Genomic DNA, 17622 nt, shown 5'->3' with positions numbered 1-17622 from the left:
TGAGAGGGCTATCTAACGTGATATCATCGTGCATGACAGAATGGTAGGGGCTATACTGAAGAAAGGAATGCGTTGAGCATCGAAAATGGCGGTCAGCTAGTAGAAGAATGAGTAGTTGAAGTATCGGTCACGCGATACGAAGACGATTTCGTATGATGAAAGGAGAAATTATGGAAGGAAACAAATCAGCGTTTACATCTATCGACGATTATATTTCTACATTTCCTCCTGATGTTCAAGAAATTCTTAGTAAGTTAAGAAACGTGATCAAAGAAACGGCGCCGGATGCGGAAGAAAAGATCAGCTATCAAATGCCTACCTTTGCTTTGCATGGCAATCTGGTGCACTTTGCCGCCTATAAAAACCACATCGGCTTTTATCCGGGCGCTAGCGGAATTGAAGCATTCAAAGATGATTTATCGGGATACAAGGGAGCGAAAGGGTCGGTTCAATTTCCTCTAGATAAGCCGATACCTTATCCATTAATAAGCCGTATCGTTAAATATAGAATAGCTGAGAATATAAAGAAGGCAGAACGAAAAAAGAAGAAGAAATGATTGGTAATGACCGATTAAACCCGAAAGCTTGAGCCGACTGATGGCTTGAGTTTTTTTATTCGATGCAGGAGGAGGATCTGAGGCGGGCGCGGCAGCGCGGGAATGCTAGTAAGTTGAATCATTCATCGTTGTTCGAGATGAATGGATCCCTTTCGATGCTCATGAAATGAACAGGCCCAGGCTCGCCGGAGATGTCTTGAACGGTCTTAATGATCCGATAACCAACTTTCTCGTAGACGCGGATCGCGGCCGAATTGCTCACTTCCGGATTGATAACACAACGGACTACGCTCGGATCGGCAAATACATAATCACGGAGAAAACGCGAAATAATGCTAGAACCTAAACCTTTGTTCCGGAACTCCGATAGTCCTATGAAAAGGTCTATGCTAGCCGCATGTGAGAGATCCACATATTGTTCATACTCTGGGTAATCGATCCATTGAAACGTTTGTATATAACCTATGGAGGTTTCACCATAGAGAATCAAATAGGGTTCAGTCGGTTCATCCCCGTTTACGTAGCGTTCAAACTCTCTTGTCACTTCTTCATATGGCCCCTGATGGGCATAGCCCCAGAACCGTTTTACTTCGGGATCATTCGTAAGCCAATCATAAATTTGGGACAAATCGTCTAACCTCACTCGACGAAAATGGATCATTTCTTTCTTGATTTGCATGGTGGGGCACCTCCTGCGGCGGTTATAGCGGGTGCGAAAGTCTGCGATCAATCAAATGGTGATTTTTATTGTCCGATAGGAACAATTATAGGTTCGTGGAGAAGAGTGCGTCAATATAATAAGCAATCATGAACGATGACGTGTTTGTAAGCACGGCTCTAACGGGAAAGGTCTGTAAACACATAAACAAGGCTGCCGAGAGCCGGCAGCCTTGCTTACCTTGATGAAGCTAATGCTCATTTATTCATTACTTTCCGCATTGTCGTTGTCGCCATCAGCAGCCTCGCCCATCTTGTTGCCCAGCGCTGCGCCTGCAGCACCGCCCGCAACTGTGCCAAGAGGACCCAAAGCAGAACCCACCACAGCACCCACGACGCCACCGCCCACCGATCCTACAGCTTCTCCAGCGGTAACATCTGCATCTCGGTCAGAACCTCCGTTACGATTACGGTCGTTATTACGTGCCATCTGTTTCACTCCCTTATTATGTGATAGGAAATGCTGATGCATTGCCAGCCCGTTCCAGAACATATCTTGCCCTAACCGGGCAAGTAGGATTCATGAATCTTTCCATATCCCATTATGATCATTGATATGAGCCGAAACCAGGGAACAACAGCGATTGAATTCACTTTCTGCATGAACAAATGAGTAAACCGGTTAGATTAACAAGAAACAAAAACAGATCCAGTTGAGGGTACGCGTACCTTCACTGGATCTGCTGCGTTCTCGATCGAAAAGTTCTATTCGCGATGCGCATCGATCAAGGTGACGGCAGCACGAACAACTTCTGCCGCCGGGCTGTCCGCACCGATAAACCGCGAGGACATACAGAACCCTTCCATGAGTACGAATAACTGCCTGGCAACAATGGGGGACGCTATTTTTTCTTTTTTATACAAATTAGTCGCAATAGTATAGCATGCATCCAGAGTAAATGAGATAATAAGAAGGATTGTTCGATAGAAGGGGGACAAATTGACTAGAAGAACATAAGGCCAGGCTGGATGCCCGTAAAAAAAAAGGGCGAAATTCCTGAAACCATTTGGTACCCCTATGTCGTATTATAAGAGATTAGCTTTATATTGAAGTCTGCTGGGGGAAGTGAGAGCAGGGTTCATCTTGAGCCAGCATGTTAGATATAGAAATTGCAGGGATAGGGGTTTGCATATGATTCAAGACCTTCTGAATTTTCTGATGGACTTTGGCGCGTGGGGGCTGTTCTTCCATTCGTTCTTGGATGCCATCATCATGCCGGTACCGGCATTTTTTCTCCAGGTTCCTCTAAGCTTCGCCCATCCTTCGAATGCTTTGTGGCTTGCTACGGTCGGCTACCTCGCCTGTTTGTTAGGAACTCCGTTCGGCTACTTGATCGGGAAGTATGTGGGAAACTCCATCCTCTACAAAATTCTAAAAAAATCATGGGTAGATTCCGCGACGCAATTGTTTCAGAAGAATGGGGAAGCGGCCATATTGATCGGCTCGTTCACGCCGATTCCGTTCAAGGTATTCACCATCATGTCCGGGTGCATGAACTTTCCGTTGTGGCGGCTGATGGCTTATGCGGCGGTTGGCAGGGCAGTCAAGTTCTACGTTGTCGGTCTCTTGTTCTATTATTACGGCAGAGCTGCGGAAGGCATGGTAAAGGATGTCTCGATGTACATTTTCGTTATTGCCGTCCCAATCCTCGTTATCTTCCTGTTCCTAAAGAAAAGATGGAATAAGAAAAAAGCCGGCAAGCAGGAGCCTCAAGATCAGATCGAGCATGTTGCGCCGCGGCAAGCGGATTTGGACAGAACCGTCTAACCCATCCGCTGCGTCTTAAGTATTTGCTGCAATTTTCGTTTCTTTCATATTATTCTTATAGACCGTCAGGGCGAGGGCAAGGGCGGTCTATTTGTCGTTGTATCACAAATGTATGGAAGAAAGCCTTTATGACGAATGCTTCTGGAAGTTAGCGGCCGAGAACCAATTTGCCTGTGCAATGGTCGATGTTCAATATCAGTCATTGCTTTTCTGAATATGAAATAATTTTCTTGATAGATAATCATTGCTGTGCTACGATGCCAATATATACAACCTGATTCTTAAATAAACCTGCAGGAGGAATCGGCTAATGAACGAGAAAGAATTATTCGACAGAATGACTAATGAGCTGTACACGGCTGTAATTTGCGATGCATTGGACGAAGTCGGTTACCGGAATCAATCGTTAAAATCGGGCATCGTGCCTCTTGATCATAATTGGGTGGTCACCGGCCGGGCGAAGACGATCCATGCGGTGGACGTCAGCGAGGTTCACGGCAATCCATATGATAAAGAAATCAAGGCTGTAGACAGCATCAAAGAAAATGAGGTCGTCGTCGTGTGCACGAATGATTCGGAGAAGAGCGGGATTTGGGGCGAGCTTCTCTCGACGGCTGCGAAGGTGAGAGGCGGAAGAGGCGCGATTGTTGACGGCTTAATACGAGACAGCAAGAAAATTATCGATATGAACTTTCCCGTCTTCACGAAGGGGATGAATCCGCTGGATTCCCAAGGTCGGACGTATGTCATCGATTATGATGTTGCGGTTACATGCGGAGGCGTTACGATTTATCCGAATGATGTGATCTTTGCGGATCGGGATGGAATCGCTGTCATTCCGCATGCCGTGCTGAATGAAGTGCTGGATAAAGCCTTCCGGAAGGTTAATCGCGAGAACAGCACCCGGGATGAATTGCTTGCCGGCAAATATTTGCAGGATGTATACGATAAGTACGGTGTCTTATAGAGGGCGAGGGTGAATGAATATTGGCTCTCCCTGAAATAGCTGCTTTACCCGGTTGAAGTCAAGCTCATGCTTCGTATGACGAAGCATGAGCTTGACTTTGCAATAAAGAACGAATTGCTGGGGAATAACGGAGCTTAGTAGCGTGTAGGTCTTTAGACAGAATATATGGACACAATACCTAAGAGAAGATCGAAGGATAAGCTCTACCGGGACTATATTGCCCGGGCAATAGGGCAGTATATATTTCGCTCGCATAATGACCATAGATCATGTAAAATTGATTAGAGTGTAGGTATAGAAAAAAAAGGATCAAATAGGAGTTGTATGGATGCAGCAGGAAGATATTATTCTAACCCGGGAAGGGTTGGAGAAGTTAAAGCTTGAGCTTGATGAGCTAAAGACGGTCAAGCGCAAGGAATTGGCGGCTCGGATTAAATTAGCGATCAGCTACGGCGATTTGAAGGAAAACAGCGAATATCATTCGGCCAAGAATGACCAGGCATTCATGGAAACCCGAATCTTGACCCTGCAGCATATGATTAACAGGGCGCGGGTGGCTGATGTGGCAAGCTTGGATACGGTTCAAGTGGGCTCCATTGTCGTTCTTAACGACAAGGAACTAGAAGAGAAATTAGAGTACAGGATCGTTGGTCCTGCCGAAGCGGATGTTCTGGAGAATAAAATTTCATACGAGAGTCCCCTTGGCAAGTCGCTCATGGGGCAGAAGGTCGGCGATATCATTACGGTAGCCGCGCCGATGGGAACGATTGAATATGAGCTGCTTGAAATAAGAGCAGAATAATGAATGAAGCTGGACGACAGAGAAAGTATGTGTACTGCGATTCAATCTTTCGTTTATCTTAACGATTGACGGTCTTAGGCTGGGCGAGAATGAATATATTCAAATTCACTTCGATGTGTTCAATGAGGAGCTGCAACGACAGCTTCTCTTTTTTTAAATTTGCATCGTTGGTCTATATCAACTATCCTCGCTCGAACCGATAATGATCTTGTATTTGATAATTTGATATATTTAATTTACAATCGAATTATTCAACATGGATCGTATTACGATGTATTCGACATGGGAATGGAGTGAAGTGACTCGACGTGCATGATAACAGACCGTTATATCAGATCATATTTGACGACTTGAAGGACAAAATCGAAGCAGGTCTATATGCGCCGGAGGCACAGCTGCCGACAGAAGTTGAGCTTGCCGAACAATTTGGCGTAAGCCGTATTACTTCGAAGCGGGCGTTGATCGAGCTTGAGCGGGAAGGTCTTATCTATCGTAAACGGGGGAGCGGCAGTTATGTCAAGCTGCAGGATGAGACCGATGCGATTCCTTACAATGGGTTTTCGGGCGCAAGTCCAATCGTTTCCATGATCTTACCCTACATGGCGACGAAAGAGTTTGAATATGTTGTAGCGGCTACCGACTATCTCGACGCACACGGCTATTATTTAAGCATTCATAACAGCAATTGGAGCAAGGAAAAGGAGAAGGAGCTGCTCTCCAAGCTCGCCAAGAGCGGACTGAGCGGCGTTATTCTATATCCGTTAAGTACGATCAGTAATGTAGATGTCGTGAATGCGATCAGCAGCAACGGGTATCCGCTTGTGACAATGGATCAATATTTCGACAGCTTGAACATAAGCAGCGTCGTATCCGATAATTACACGGGCGGGTACCTTGCGGCGAGCAAGCTTATTGAGCTTGGCCATGACCGCATTGCTTTTGTTTCCAGCGTCAGCATCGAGTACCGCAGCTCCGTGAGAGACCGTTATCTCGGCTATTGCCAAGCATTGAAAGACCATCGGATATCGATTGATTCGGATTGGATCTATACGGATTTCTACCGGGAAGTAAACGAGAAGAACGCGAAGACGTTCTACCAGGCCTTGTTGACCAAGCTTCTCAGCAAGAAGGTGACCGCGATCCAGGTCGAGCATGATCACTTGGCTGTCGACCTGCTGAACAACGCTTTGGATGCGGGGATTAGCGTACCGGGCCAACTGTCCATTGTGGGATTCGACAATCATGAAGTTTCATGGCACGCTGAAGTTCCGTTAACGACGATTGCACAGAATTATTATGAATTAGGCCGCAGTGCCGCGGAGCTGATCGTGGCCGGTATTGAGAACAGCGGTTCCCAGCCGCGGCAAATAAAAGTTCCTGTTCAGCTGATTGAACGGCAAACGACCGGACCCAGGCCCAACCGGGAGGATATGTTCCTGTCCAGGACCGACTAATCAAATAGCATTCAAGAGCCTTTCCTCGCTGCGAGGGGGCTCTTTTTCTTTGGCTACACGAAGAAAGTAAATATATAATATTGATTTTGAAAAATAAAAGATATATCTAATATTTACAAACGGGATTAACGTAGATATAATACAAACAGAAATAAGTTATATGGTATATCATATCATGGGTTGTCCCGGGTGAATGAGGTTCCTTGCATCATGAAAGGATGATTCATTTGCCGGGAAAAATCGCTTATGACAAATGGCGGATATACCATATGCTGCATATTTCGTTTCGCAAAGGCTTTCATCCTTTTAAGACGAGGAGGCAAAAGAGGGTTTTAGGGGGCATCCGGTTATTCGCAATGGATTCGCAAACATCTATTTTTCAAAAAAATGAATGATGGAGGAGTTCAAATGAAAGCGCTTAAAACACCTGCTATCCTAATTGCACTAATTTTTATGCTGGTTTTGACCGCTTGTTCCAGCGGTTCGGGCAAAGAAACGAATGAAAAACCGGACAATACAACCAATCAAGGCACCGAGCAGACAGGCAATAACGCAGAAAAGCCTGAAAATGACCCCCCTGCCGAGCCGGAAGAGAAAGCGTATGATTTGAAAGGGCAGACCGTCAAAATCGGATTATGGTGGGATGGCGCCGATCCGCGGGAAACGAAGCCGGAGGATTCTACGGCTGCTATCGAGGCGCAAATCAAGAAAATCGAAGAGACGGAAAAGAAATTCAATGCCAAAATCGAATTCGTCAAATTCGGCGATTACGGTAAATACGTCGAGAACTTTACAACAACCTCCCTTGCCGGGGAACCGTTCGCCGATATTGTCGTATTGGAGCTGTTCTGGGCGTTCCCGACGCTCGTCAATAAAGGCTTCATTGAACCAATCGACCAATATCTCGATATGAGCGACCCGAAATATAATGATTGGATGAAGACAGGCGGCAGCTTCAACGGCAAGCAGTACGGCTTCTATGATTCCTCACCATCGCCTTACGGCTTTTTCTACAATAAAACGCTTGTACAAAAGTTCGGTCTGGAGGATCCTTATGAGCTGCAGCAAAAAGGCGAGTGGACCTTCGAGAAATTCCGTGAATATGTAAAGACGGCTACGAAAGACACAAATAGCGACGGAAAAACGGATGTTTATGGCATTGCCGGGGCGTATGGCAAAGTCAATTCGCTGACGGAGCAGTTCCTTCATGCGAACAATGCTTCCGTTGATAAAGATGCCAGCGGCGAGATCAAGTTCTCGTTAGACAGCGAGAATGCGGTCGAAGCGCTTCAGTATGTATCCGATCTGTTCAATGTGGATAAATCCATCATGCAGCCGGTTCCGGAAGATGCAACCAAAGAGTTCATTGCCGGCAAAGGCGTCTTATATGGCGGATTCAGCTGGGAGCTTGGCGGCCTGATGGACAATATGAAGGGGCAGGAGCTTGGCTATGTCTTCTTCCCGAAAGGACCGAAGGCGGACAAATATACGAGCTACACGCCTTTCGGCAATATGTACATGCTGTCGAAATATTCGAAAAATCCGGAAGCGGCCATTCTAATCATGGATGCCATCAGCCTTCATGAAGAAGGAAGAAAGCTCTCGGAACAAGCTTGGGAGACGTCGTATCCGAACAAAGAGTCGCTTGATACGCGCAAACAAATGGCTGACAACATCGGTTACATCTCCTACTACGCCATTCCGGATGCAGGCACGCTGTTCGATAAAGTCATTCAGGACATTACGGTAGGCAAAGTGTCGCCGGCAACGGCAGTCGATAAGGTCAAGCCGCAATTCGAAGCCAACATCAACAAGCTTCTGGAAGATGCAAAGAAATAACCAGTCAAGCTATAGAGCGCTTCCGCACATATACCGCCACGATGAGTGGCGGTATATGCGGGAGAGCGAATGAAGAGGGGGAAGATAATGCGGCGGCCGATTTATTTAATCATTGGTATCTCGCTTGTAGTCATCGCGGCCGTATCCGTATCGTTGTCGCGGTCCGGCAGCTCTGGCCTTCAGGCCGTTATGGCCGGGAACACACAGATCGACACGGCGCAGCTTGCGGATCGAGGTGACTCCTATAAGAAAGGGAGCTACGACGAGTACCTGTCGAAATTCCGATCGTCCGTAGAACGACCCAACCTCGACTTTATCATTGAGGGAGAAAGCTATACGAACTCTCGGGATATGGCCGTATCTGTTGTCGATCATCAGGATGGCGGAGACGGCAAGGCCATCATGACGGAGGAATCCGGCACGGTGGAATGGGAAATTGACGTTACACAAGAAGGTTTGTATAACCTGCAGCTTAAATTATTGACACCGGAAGGCAAAGAATCCGATGTGGAACGAGAGCTTCGAATTGACGGCGAGCTTCCGTTCTCCGAAGCAAGAAGCCTGATCTTCAACCGGATATGGAAGAATGAGACGAACGAATTCATTCGGGATGACCGCAATAATGATTTGATTCCGAATCAGGTTGAAGTCCCGATGTGGCAGGAAGTACGGCTAAAAGACGCAACGGGCTATTATACGGAGCCGTATCTGTTCTATTTCACGAAAGGTAAGCACACCTTGTCCCTAACATCCGTGAAGGAACCGTTAATGATCGATTATATAAAGTTAACGAACAAGGAAGCAATGCCGACTTATGACCAGTTGGCTGCAATATATAAGGAGAAGGGTTATCAGGCAGTTAAGAATGTATCGATCAAAATTCAAGGCGAGCATACGGCCAATAAGTCGTCGGCGACCTTGCTCCCTTATAACGACCGATCCAGTCCAGCCATCGAACCGTATCATGTATCGAAGCTGAGAAATAATGCGATGGGCGGCTGGGGCTGGCGGATGCCGGGCCAGTGGATCGAATGGGAGATCGAAGCCCCTGAGGACGGGCTGTATCAGATTGCTTTCAAGAACAGGCAAAACTATTTGCAAGGCGGATATGCGCTCCGCAGCTTATCCATTGACGGGCAAATTCCATTCCAAGAGGCAGGCACGCTCCCGTTCGCCTATTCTCCGGATTGGCAAATGGGGGTCGTAAGCAAGTCGGCCGATGAGCCGTATCTGTTCCACCTGACCAAGGGGAAGCATACGGTTCGTCTGGAAACGACGCTGGGCGACATGGCCCCGATCATTCGGTCGGTAGAGTCCTCGATTCTGCAATTGAATGCGATGTACCGTCAAATTATCAGCTTCACGGGAACGGTCCCGGATACGTTCCGCGATTATCAGCTGGATAAGCGAATTCCGCATATGAGCGAGCTGTTTCGCAAAGAAAGCGATTTGCTGTATCAGGTCGCGAAGCTTATAGACGGTTCTGGCGAAGGAAGCGACCGTTCGGCTGTTCTGAAATCGCTTGCTTACCAGTTGAATGATATGGCGGATCGTCCGGATACGGTACCGTCTAGGATCGACCGGTTTAAGACGAATGTCGGAGGTCTTGGCGATTGGCTGAATTCGTTCAAAGAGCAGCCGCTTGCCATCGATTATTTGATCGTCGGCTCGCCAGGAGCGAAGCTGCCGAATCCGGATGCTTCCACATGGGGAAGCGTGAAAGCCAGCATGCAGTCCTTCCTCGCTTCGTTCACCGAGAAATACGATGAATTCACCGATGGCGACGGGGACGGCGAAATCATCACGGTCTGGATGACAACCGCCCGAGACCAGGCTCAGGTGCTCAAACGGCTGGTTGACGATACATTCACGGCGGAGACGGGAATCCGCGTCAATCTGAAGCTGGTCTCATCGGACGTCGTGCTGTCTGCGACCATAGCCGGACAAGGGCCGGATGTCGCTCTGCAGATGGGCAATGATCTGCCGGTCAACTATGCGACCCGCAACGCGGTCCAGGATTTGTCGGCGTTCCCTGATTTCGACGCGGTGAGGAAACAGTTCCATGAAAGCGCTATGGTTCCATATGAATACAACGGGAAGTATTATGCGCTTCCTGAACAGCAGACGTTCCCGATGCTGTTCTATCGGAAGGATATCCTCGAAGATGAGCTGAAGCTCAAGGTCCCTCAAACCTGGGACGATGTGCATGAGTTAATACCTGCGCTGCAGAAGCACAATCTCAATATGGGCTTGCCGCAGCGGCCGCTCGATATGACCGGCAACGAGATTGCCACGACCAACGTTGCGGCGCTTCCGCCGAGTCCGTCCATGGTGATGCTCTTGTATCAGAACGATGGGCAATTGTACAGCAAAGACGGCATGACGAGCCAATTGGACGGAGAGACCGCCATTCAAGTGTTCAAGCGGTGGACGGATATGTATGTGAATTACAAGCTGCCGATTGCGCTCGACTTTGCGAATCGCTTCCGGACGGGCGAGATGCCGATCGGAATCGCAGATTATACGATGTACAACAAGCTCAGCGTATTCGCGCCGGAAATTAAAGGGCTGTGGGAATTCGCGGCCGTACCGGGCACGATGACGGCAAGCGGAGAAATTCGCCGCGACGTCGGAAGCGGCGGTTCATCCGCGGTCATGCTGAAGCATGCGAAGAACAAGGAAGCCGCATGGACATTCATGAAGTGGTGGACAGGCAAGGATACGCAGCTGGCCTTCGGACGACAGATGGAAATCCGTCTGGGCACTTCGGCGCGTTACCCGACCGCCAACCTTGAGGCGATGTCGTTATTGCCGTGGCCAGCCAAGGATTACCAGCAGCTTAAGCTGCAGCAGGAATGGGTGCATGGCATTCCCGAGGTTCCCGGGGGCTATATGACAGGCCGCCATATCGATAATGCTTTCCGCCGGGTGGTCGTCCAGGGCGACGATCCACGCGAATCGATGGATAACTACGTTCGCTATATTAATGAAGAAATAACGCTGAAGCGGAAAGAATTCAAACTTCCCTACAAGGAATGAGGGGATCATCATAAAGACAGTCGTCGAAATCAAGAAGCATAAACAGGCCTATGTATTGATGGCTCCGTATTTCATTATTTTCATTACCTTTACCGTTCTTCCGGTTACGATGTCCCTGCTGCTCAGCTTTACGAACTTCAATATGCTGGAGCCGCCGACTTGGGCCGGATGGTCGAATTATACCCGCATGTTTGTCCAGGATGAAGTGTTTATGCTCGCCCTGAAGAATACGCTGCTGTTCGCGGCGATCACGGGTCCTGTCAGCTACATGGCATGCTTTCTGTTCGCATGGCTGATCAACGAGTTTCCTCCGAAGCTGCGTGCCGTGCTGACGCTCATCTTGTATGTGCCGTCCATCTCGGGCAATACCTACTTGATCTGGCAGCTGCTCTTCGCAAGCGACAGCTACGGGTTTGCCAATGCCTTCTTAATCAACTGGGGTTTCATTCTCGAACCGATCCAGTGGCTGCAGGATCCGCGCTATATGCTCGGCATTCTGATCATCGTGCAGCTGTGGCTCAGCTTGGGAACGTCATTCCTGGCCTTCATCGCCGGACTTCAGAATGTCGACCGGTCCCTGTATGAGGCAGGGGCGATTGACGGTGTCCGCAACCGATGGCAGGAGCTTTGGTTCATTACGCTGCCGGCGATGCGCCCGCAGCTGATGTTCGGAGCCGTTATCCAAATTTCGATTGCGTTCGCCGTCGCTGAAGTTTCCATGCAGCTGCTCGGATTTCCGAGCGTTGATTATGCCGCGCATACCGTTGTTACGCATCTGGTCGATTACGGTACGATTCGATTTGAGCTGGGCTATGCTTCCGCCATTGCGACAGTTCTGTTCTCGATCATGCTCCTGACCAATCTGATCATTCAGACCCTGCTGAAGAAGGTGGGCGACTAGCATGAAGACATTAAAGTTAAATGCAGGGAAGCGATTGAACCGCTCATGGGGCATGGATATCGTGTTGTTTATTCTGATCGGCGGGGTAGCCAGCTTCATGGCGCTTCCCTTGGTATTCACGATCAGCAACGCGTTCAAGCCGATCGATGAAATCTTTCAATTCCCGCCCAAGCTGCTTGTCCGCAATCCGACGTTCAAGAACTTTACCGACCTGATCAATATTTTCTCCGACTCCTGGGTACCGTTCTCGCGTTATGTGTTTAATACCTTCTTCATCACCATCACCGGGACGGTAGGACACGTAATTCTAGCCTCGGCTGCAGCGTATCCGCTTGCAAAAATCAAATTCCCGGGGCGGAACGTACTGTTCAGCATCGTGGTACTGTCCCTGATGTTCACTTCGTACGTGACGCAGGTGCCGAACTACATGACCATTTCGTGGCTGGGGCTCATCAATACGCATTGGGCCATTATCCTGCCCGCATTCGGGATGACGCTCGGACTGTATTTGATGAAGCAGTTCATGGAACAAATTCCCGATGCGCTGCTGGAGGCGGCCAAGATCGACGGCGCCAGCGAATACCGGATTTTCTGGCAAATCATTATGCCGATCGTAAAACCGGCATGGCTTACGCTGATCATCTTCTCGCTGCAAAATTTATGGACGAGCGGATCCGTGAAGTTTATCTATAGCGAGCAGTTAAAGACGGTTGACTATGTGTTCGGGCAGGTCGGAGCCGGCGGACTCGTCCGGACGGGGCCGATGTCGGCCGTCGCGCTTCTGATGCTGACGGTGCCCGTTACCGTGTTTATCGTAACGCAAAGCAATATTATTCAGACGATGTCCACATCGGGCCTGAAGGAATAACAGGGGGGAGCCGATTGAAAAGAACGATTGCCATACTATTTATCATCACGTTCTTGGCCGGGGTGGCAGCTCCTGTATCCGCCGAACCGAAGGACAATTACAACTATAATTTTTGGGGTGAGGCGGTTCCGTCTCCGAGTCCCTATGTATTGGAGCAGCTGGTCACCGGCAAGGATCTGAACATCGGATCATTCGCCACCCCGCAGGATTTATTCGTCGGGCCTGATGACCGTATCTATGTCGCCGATACGGGCAATAACCGGATCGTCGTCATGGATGAACAGCTTCGCATGACGCGAGTTATCGAAACGTTCGAGAACGGCGGCAAGCCGGATGCGTTCAAGCAGCCGGAAGGGGTGTTCGTAGACGGGAAGGGACGCATCTATGTTGCAGATACGCAAAATAGAAGAATCGTCGTCCTGCATAAGGACGGGAAGCTCCTTCGCGTGATCGGCGAGCCGAAATCGATCCTGCTCAGAGCCGGATTTCAGTTTACGCCGATTAAAGTGATCGTAGACCGGGCCGAGCGGATCTACGTCGTCAGCCGGGGATCGTACGAGGGCATCATCGAGTTCGATTCGGACGGGACTTTCATTGGCTTCATCGGAACGAATCGGGTCCGGTTCGACCCGCTCGACTTGTTCTGGAAGCGAATCTCGACCAAAGCGCAGCGGGATCAGATGGAGCTGTTCATCCCGCTCGAGTTCAACAATCTGGATCTGGATGAGAACGGATTCATCTATACGACGACCTCGGAGGAAAATTCCGACCGCCCGCTGAAGATGCTTAATCCATCGGGCGCCGACATATTGCGGAGCAAAGGCTATTTTCCGCCCAAGGGCGACATTAACACGCTGAACATTGGAAGCACGCCGGGCAGCTCGATTCTCGTCGATGTGGCTTCCGATGAAGGCGGCTTGTATAATGCGCTTGATTCCAAGCGCGGGCGGATCTTTACGTACGACAAGGACGGAAACCTGCTGTACACTTTCGGCGGGCTGGGCAGCAAGCATGATAATTTCCGCACTCCGGCAGCCATTGACATGCTGGGTAACCGGGTCGTTGTTCTGGATAAGGATTACGGAAGAATATCGGTGTTCGAGCCGACGCGTTACGGGAGCCTGATCCGCGAAGCTGTCATTGCGCTCTATAACGGGAAGTCGGAGGAATCGAGCCGGGCATGGCGGCAGGTGCTCCAATTGAACGCGAATTTCGAAGTCGGGTATATCGGCATTGGAAAGTCGCTGCTTAAGGCAGGCGATAATCGTGAAGCGATGGCCTACTTCGAGCTGGGCAACAGCCGTGAATACTACTCTGAAGCGTTCAAGCGCTATCGGAAGGAAGTCGTACTCGAGCGGTTCGGTTACATCGTTGCCAGTATTGCGGCCTTCGCCGGCTTGCTGTTCCTCGCTGTCAGACTTGGCAAGAGAAGAATGGCGGGACGGCATTACAATGAAGTTGGAATATTGAAAAATCCGTTCTATACGATGCTGCATCCGTTCAACGGCTTCTGGGAGATGAAGTTCGAGAACAAAGGACGGGTGAAGGTGGCCGTAGGGATCGTCTTCCTGCTGGTCATCGTTACCATCATTAAGCGGCAGTACAGCGCATTTATCGTTAACTACAATAATTTGTCCGACCTGAACAGTATTGACGAATTGCAATATATTTTGCTGCCATTCCTGCTATGGTGCGTAGCGAACTGGTCGCTCACCACGTTGATGGATGGGGAAGGCAAGTTCAAAGAGATTGTGATGGCGACCGGTTATGCGCTCATGCCGCTTGTCTTGATCTACATCCCGCAGGTGCTGTACAGCCAGGTTATAACGAGCGAGGAGAGTTCGTTCTACTACCTGCTGGATGCAATCGCCTTCATCTGGTTTATCGGGCTGCTGTTTGTCGGCACGATGACCGTTCATCAATACAGCGCAGGCAAAACGATCGTTACGATGATCCTGACACTGGTCGTGATCGGAATTCTCATCTTCCTGGGCGTGCTGTTCTTCAGCATGATGCAGCAGATGGTCAATTTCGTCACCTCCATCTATAACGAGCTGGCGTTCCGTGTGTAAGGGTCCAGGAGGAAGCAGAAGAAGAAGGTGGGATACAACGTGAGCGGACGAAAAAAAGCGCTGCTTGGCATTCTTTGCGCCAGTTTAATCCTGGGCGGATTCGCAGGATTACATTCTGCCGGGCGAGTAAGCTCCCAGCAGGCAAGCGGATCGGCACCGGCTTCAACTTCCGGCGATGGGAAAGCGGATGCCGCGGGGCTTGGGTCGACAGCCGTATCAACGGCAGCCTTCAAGGCCAATGCGGCAGCCGCTACGCTCCCTACGGCTGCGGAGCTGCAGGCGCTGGAAGCGATGGAGCTTGCAGCCGAGAGCCGATCGTTGATGCTGTATGTAAACCGGGAAACCGCCGAGATCGCGGTGAAGGATAAGCGCGACGGCTATGCCTGGTTCTCCAATCCGGTCGGCCGCGATCAAGACGCGAAGGCATCTCCGCTGTTCAAGGCGGAGACCGCGTCGCAGGTGCTGGTTTCGTATTATAACGAGAAGGGTCAGATCAACAGCTTAAACAGCTACAATGACAGCGTGCTCAAGAAGCAGTTCGCTATCGACAAGACGGAGCACGGCGTTAAAGTCGTCTATCAGCTTGGCAATGTGTCGAAAGGATTGGACAATATCCCGGCTATAATCGGTAAGGAACGATTCGAGGAGGCGATCTTGAATCAGATCACCGATCAAGATGTCCGTGACAGTGTCGTGCTCCGGTATAGACTTAATGAAGAAACGCAGCAGTATGAAATCCGAAAGCTGCAGGATTATGCGCTGGAGGAGCTGTCTCAGACGCTGGAATCCATCGGCTATACAGCAGAGGAAGCGGCCAAGGATCGCGGAGACGGTGAAGCCGGCGAGGCATCCGCCGATAATCCCGAATTTACCGTTCCGCTCGAATACGTGCTTGAAGACGACCACCTGGTCGTGAAGATTCCGGCTTCGGAATTGAAATACACGAAGTCGTATCCGATATCCTCCCTGCATGTGCTCAAGCATTTCGGTGCAGCCAGCGAGAAGCAGGAAGGCTACATCTTCGTACCCGATGGCTCCGGGGCGCTCATCCATCTGAACAGCAAGAGGCTGAACGCCGAGCCGTACAATCTTCCGGTCTATGGGAAGGACGGCACCTTCGATATGAAAGAACGGACACAGCAGAACGAGATCGCCCGGCTTCCCGTGTTCGGGATGAAGCAGAACGATCATGCCTTCCTCGGCATTATCGAGAATGGGGATGCGATGGCTGAGATCGCTGCGGATATTAGCGGCAGGAACGATTCCTACAATACGGCATCGGCGAAATTCCAAATCGTCTCCATGGATTTCTATACGTTAACCTCCGGGACGAAGACAAGCTCGGTTCCAATGTTCGAGACGAAGCCTTTTCAGGGGGATATCACGGTCCGTTACGCATTCTTAAGCGGCGATTCGGCCAGCTATCCGGGGATGGCCAGCCTTTACAGAGACTACCTGGTGCAGGCTTACGGTCTGAAGAAACTGCCGGATGGAGATGCGCCGTTCATGCTTGAGCTGTTAGGCGCCTTCCCGAGAGAGAAGTCGTTTCTGGGTATCCCGTATGAAGCGACGGAGTCGCTTACGAGCTATGCGGAGGCGGAGCAGGTGCTTCGCCAGCTGAAGGAGGAAGGAGTCGGCAGCATCGCGCTCCGTTACATCGGCTGGTTTAACGGCGGCATCCATCACGGTCGCCCGTCATCGGTTAAGCTGGTCGGAGCGCTTGGCGGCAAAAGCGGATTCAAGTCCTTGGCAGACTATGCCAAGCAGAATAACGTCTCGTTCTACCCGGACACGGCTCTGCTGCAGGCGTACAAGAAGCCGAGCCGGACGGCCACCTTCCTTGACCGGCAGACGGCTAAGATTTACGAATATGATCCGATTCATAATGTGAAGAATACGGCCGCTTTCTCGCATTATATTCAATCGGCGACCGGACTGGACAAACTGACTGACCAGTTTCTCGCCAGCTATACGAAGCTAGGAATCGGCGGGTTGTCCTTGCGGGACTTGGGCAGCGAGGTCAATTCCGACTTCGATCCCGATCATTCGATCAGCCGACAGGATGCGCTGCAGGCGAGCGTGAAAGCCGCCGGCAAGCTGAAAGAGCAAGCCGGGCAGCTGATGGTGAGCGGAGGCAATGCTTATAGTCTGGCCTATGCAACCCAGATTGTGAACGCGCCGACGAAGAGCAGCAGGATCAATCTGGCCGATGAAGAAATTCCGTTTTATCAGATGGCGCTTCACGGCTATATAGACCTAGCCGGCGAGCCCTTCAACATGAGCGAGCGCCAGGACCCTCGCTATTCACTGCTCAAGGCGCTGGAAACGGGCTCTAACGTCTACTATCAATGGAGCTACAGCCCCTCGTCCGACGTGAAGGATACGCCGTTCAACGATATGTATGCTCTTCATTATAAGGATTGGTTCGACGAGGCCGTGTCCCTGTATGCGGAAGCTAACGGCATTCTGAAGCAGGTCCGGAACAAGGCGATTACGGATCACCGCATACTGGAGCGCAATGTCGTTCAAACCACGTTCGAGGGCGGTATTTCGATTATCGTGAACTATAATAAAACCGCTGTACAGGTGAACGGTATTCGTATCGACGCCCACAGCTACAAGCTGGGTGGTGAGTAAC

Annotated in this window: 13 protein-coding genes; 11 read left to right on the top strand and 2 right to left on the bottom strand. The window is 50.1% G+C overall.

All coding sequences use genetic code 11. The features are described 5' to 3' along the window. Positions 1 to 170: 170 nt before the first annotated feature. A complete protein-coding gene (locus L1F29_RS23155; protein ID WP_258389782.1) occupies positions 171 to 557 on the top strand; it encodes an iron chaperone in 387 nt (128 codons plus the stop codon). A gap of 118 nt (positions 558 to 675) precedes the next feature. On the opposite strand, the gene L1F29_RS23150 is transcribed toward L1F29_RS23155, so the two are convergent. Both L1F29_RS23150 and L1F29_RS23145 read right to left on the bottom strand, forming a co-directional pair. Continuing rightward, positions 676 to 1236, bottom strand: a complete 561-nt coding sequence (locus tag L1F29_RS23150; RefSeq protein WP_258384402.1) for a GNAT family N-acetyltransferase — start codon at positions 1234 to 1236, stop codon at positions 676 to 678. A gap of 240 nt (positions 1237 to 1476) precedes the next feature. Continuing rightward, positions 1477 to 1704, bottom strand: a complete 228-nt coding sequence (locus L1F29_RS23145) for a glycine zipper 2TM domain-containing protein (protein ID WP_258384401.1) — start codon at positions 1702 to 1704, stop codon at positions 1477 to 1479. Between the two features lie 702 nt (positions 1705 to 2406). Between L1F29_RS23145 and L1F29_RS23140 the strand changes: the two genes are divergently transcribed. The 10 genes from L1F29_RS23140 (at position 2407) to L1F29_RS23095 (ending at position 17621) form a co-directional block, all read left to right on the top strand. Further along, on the top strand, positions 2407 to 3042 hold the full coding sequence (locus tag L1F29_RS23140) for a YqaA family protein (protein WP_258384400.1): 636 nt from the start codon (positions 2407 to 2409) through the stop codon (positions 3040 to 3042). A gap of 310 nt (positions 3043 to 3352) precedes the next feature. Further along, a complete protein-coding gene (locus tag L1F29_RS23135; protein WP_258384399.1) occupies positions 3353 to 4009 on the top strand; it encodes an RraA family protein in 657 nt (218 codons plus the stop codon). Between the two features lie 328 nt (positions 4010 to 4337). Then, the gene (gene greA, locus L1F29_RS23130) at positions 4338 to 4811 is read left to right on the top strand and encodes a transcription elongation factor GreA (RefSeq protein WP_258384398.1); all 474 of its coding nucleotides are present in this window, start codon (positions 4338 to 4340) and stop codon (positions 4809 to 4811) included. Between the two features lie 308 nt (positions 4812 to 5119). After that, positions 5120 to 6265, top strand: a complete 1146-nt coding sequence (locus tag L1F29_RS23125; protein ID WP_258384397.1) for a GntR family transcriptional regulator — start codon at positions 5120 to 5122, stop codon at positions 6263 to 6265. A 408-nt stretch (positions 6266 to 6673) separates the two neighbouring features. Continuing rightward, positions 6674 to 8104, top strand: a complete 1431-nt coding sequence (locus L1F29_RS23120) for an ABC transporter substrate-binding protein (RefSeq protein WP_258384396.1) — start codon at positions 6674 to 6676, stop codon at positions 8102 to 8104. 87 nt (positions 8105 to 8191) lie between these two features. Then, a complete protein-coding gene (locus tag L1F29_RS23115) occupies positions 8192 to 11143 on the top strand; it encodes an extracellular solute-binding protein (protein WP_258384395.1) in 2952 nt (983 codons plus the stop codon). A 4-nt stretch (positions 11144 to 11147) separates the two neighbouring features. Then, a complete protein-coding gene (locus L1F29_RS23110; protein ID WP_258389781.1) occupies positions 11148 to 12044 on the top strand; it encodes a carbohydrate ABC transporter permease in 897 nt (298 codons plus the stop codon). A gap of 1 nt (position 12045) precedes the next feature. Continuing rightward, positions 12046 to 12912 carry a carbohydrate ABC transporter permease gene (locus tag L1F29_RS23105; RefSeq protein ID WP_258384394.1) on the top strand — a complete coding sequence of 289 codons (867 nt, stop codon included), beginning with the start codon at positions 12046 to 12048 and terminating at the stop codon, positions 12910 to 12912. 14 nt (positions 12913 to 12926) lie between these two features. After that, positions 12927 to 14984, top strand: a complete 2058-nt coding sequence (locus tag L1F29_RS23100; protein ID WP_258384393.1) for a YIP1 family protein — start codon at positions 12927 to 12929, stop codon at positions 14982 to 14984. Between the two features lie 39 nt (positions 14985 to 15023). Next, entirely contained in the window at positions 15024 to 17621 is a 2598-nt protein-coding gene (locus L1F29_RS23095) for a DUF5696 domain-containing protein (RefSeq protein WP_258384392.1), read from the top strand. Position 17622 lies beyond the last annotated feature (1 nt).

Source organism: Paenibacillus spongiae (assembly GCF_024734895.1).
Lineage (GTDB): Bacteria > Bacillota > Bacilli > Paenibacillales > Paenibacillaceae > Paenibacillus_Z > Paenibacillus_Z spongiae.
Note: the sequence above shows the minus strand (reverse complement) of the source record. Positions and strands in the feature narration are given on the sequence as shown.

What these genes read in the sequence shown, in the direction of transcription:
- L1F29_RS23155 (WP_258389782.1), top strand. Translation starts at nt 171, where the DNA reads ATGGAAGGAAACAAATCAGCGTTTACATCTATCGACGATTATATTTCT.
- L1F29_RS23150 (WP_258384402.1), bottom strand. Translation starts at nt 1,236, where the DNA reads ATGCAAATCAAGAAAGAAATGATCCATTTTCGTCGAGTGAGGTTAGAC.
- L1F29_RS23145 (WP_258384401.1), bottom strand. Translation starts at nt 1,704, where the DNA reads ATGGCACGTAATAACGACCGTAATCGTAACGGAGGTTCTGACCGAGAT.
- L1F29_RS23140 (WP_258384400.1), top strand. Translation starts at nt 2,407, where the DNA reads ATGATTCAAGACCTTCTGAATTTTCTGATGGACTTTGGCGCGTGGGGG.
- L1F29_RS23135 (WP_258384399.1), top strand. Translation starts at nt 3,353, where the DNA reads ATGAACGAGAAAGAATTATTCGACAGAATGACTAATGAGCTGTACACG.
- greA (WP_258384398.1), top strand. Translation starts at nt 4,338, where the DNA reads ATGCAGCAGGAAGATATTATTCTAACCCGGGAAGGGTTGGAGAAGTTA.
- L1F29_RS23120 (WP_258384396.1), top strand. Translation starts at nt 6,674, where the DNA reads ATGAAAGCGCTTAAAACACCTGCTATCCTAATTGCACTAATTTTTATG.
- L1F29_RS23115 (WP_258384395.1), top strand. Translation starts at nt 8,192, where the DNA reads ATGCGGCGGCCGATTTATTTAATCATTGGTATCTCGCTTGTAGTCATC.
- L1F29_RS23105 (WP_258384394.1), top strand. Translation starts at nt 12,046, where the DNA reads ATGAAGACATTAAAGTTAAATGCAGGGAAGCGATTGAACCGCTCATGG.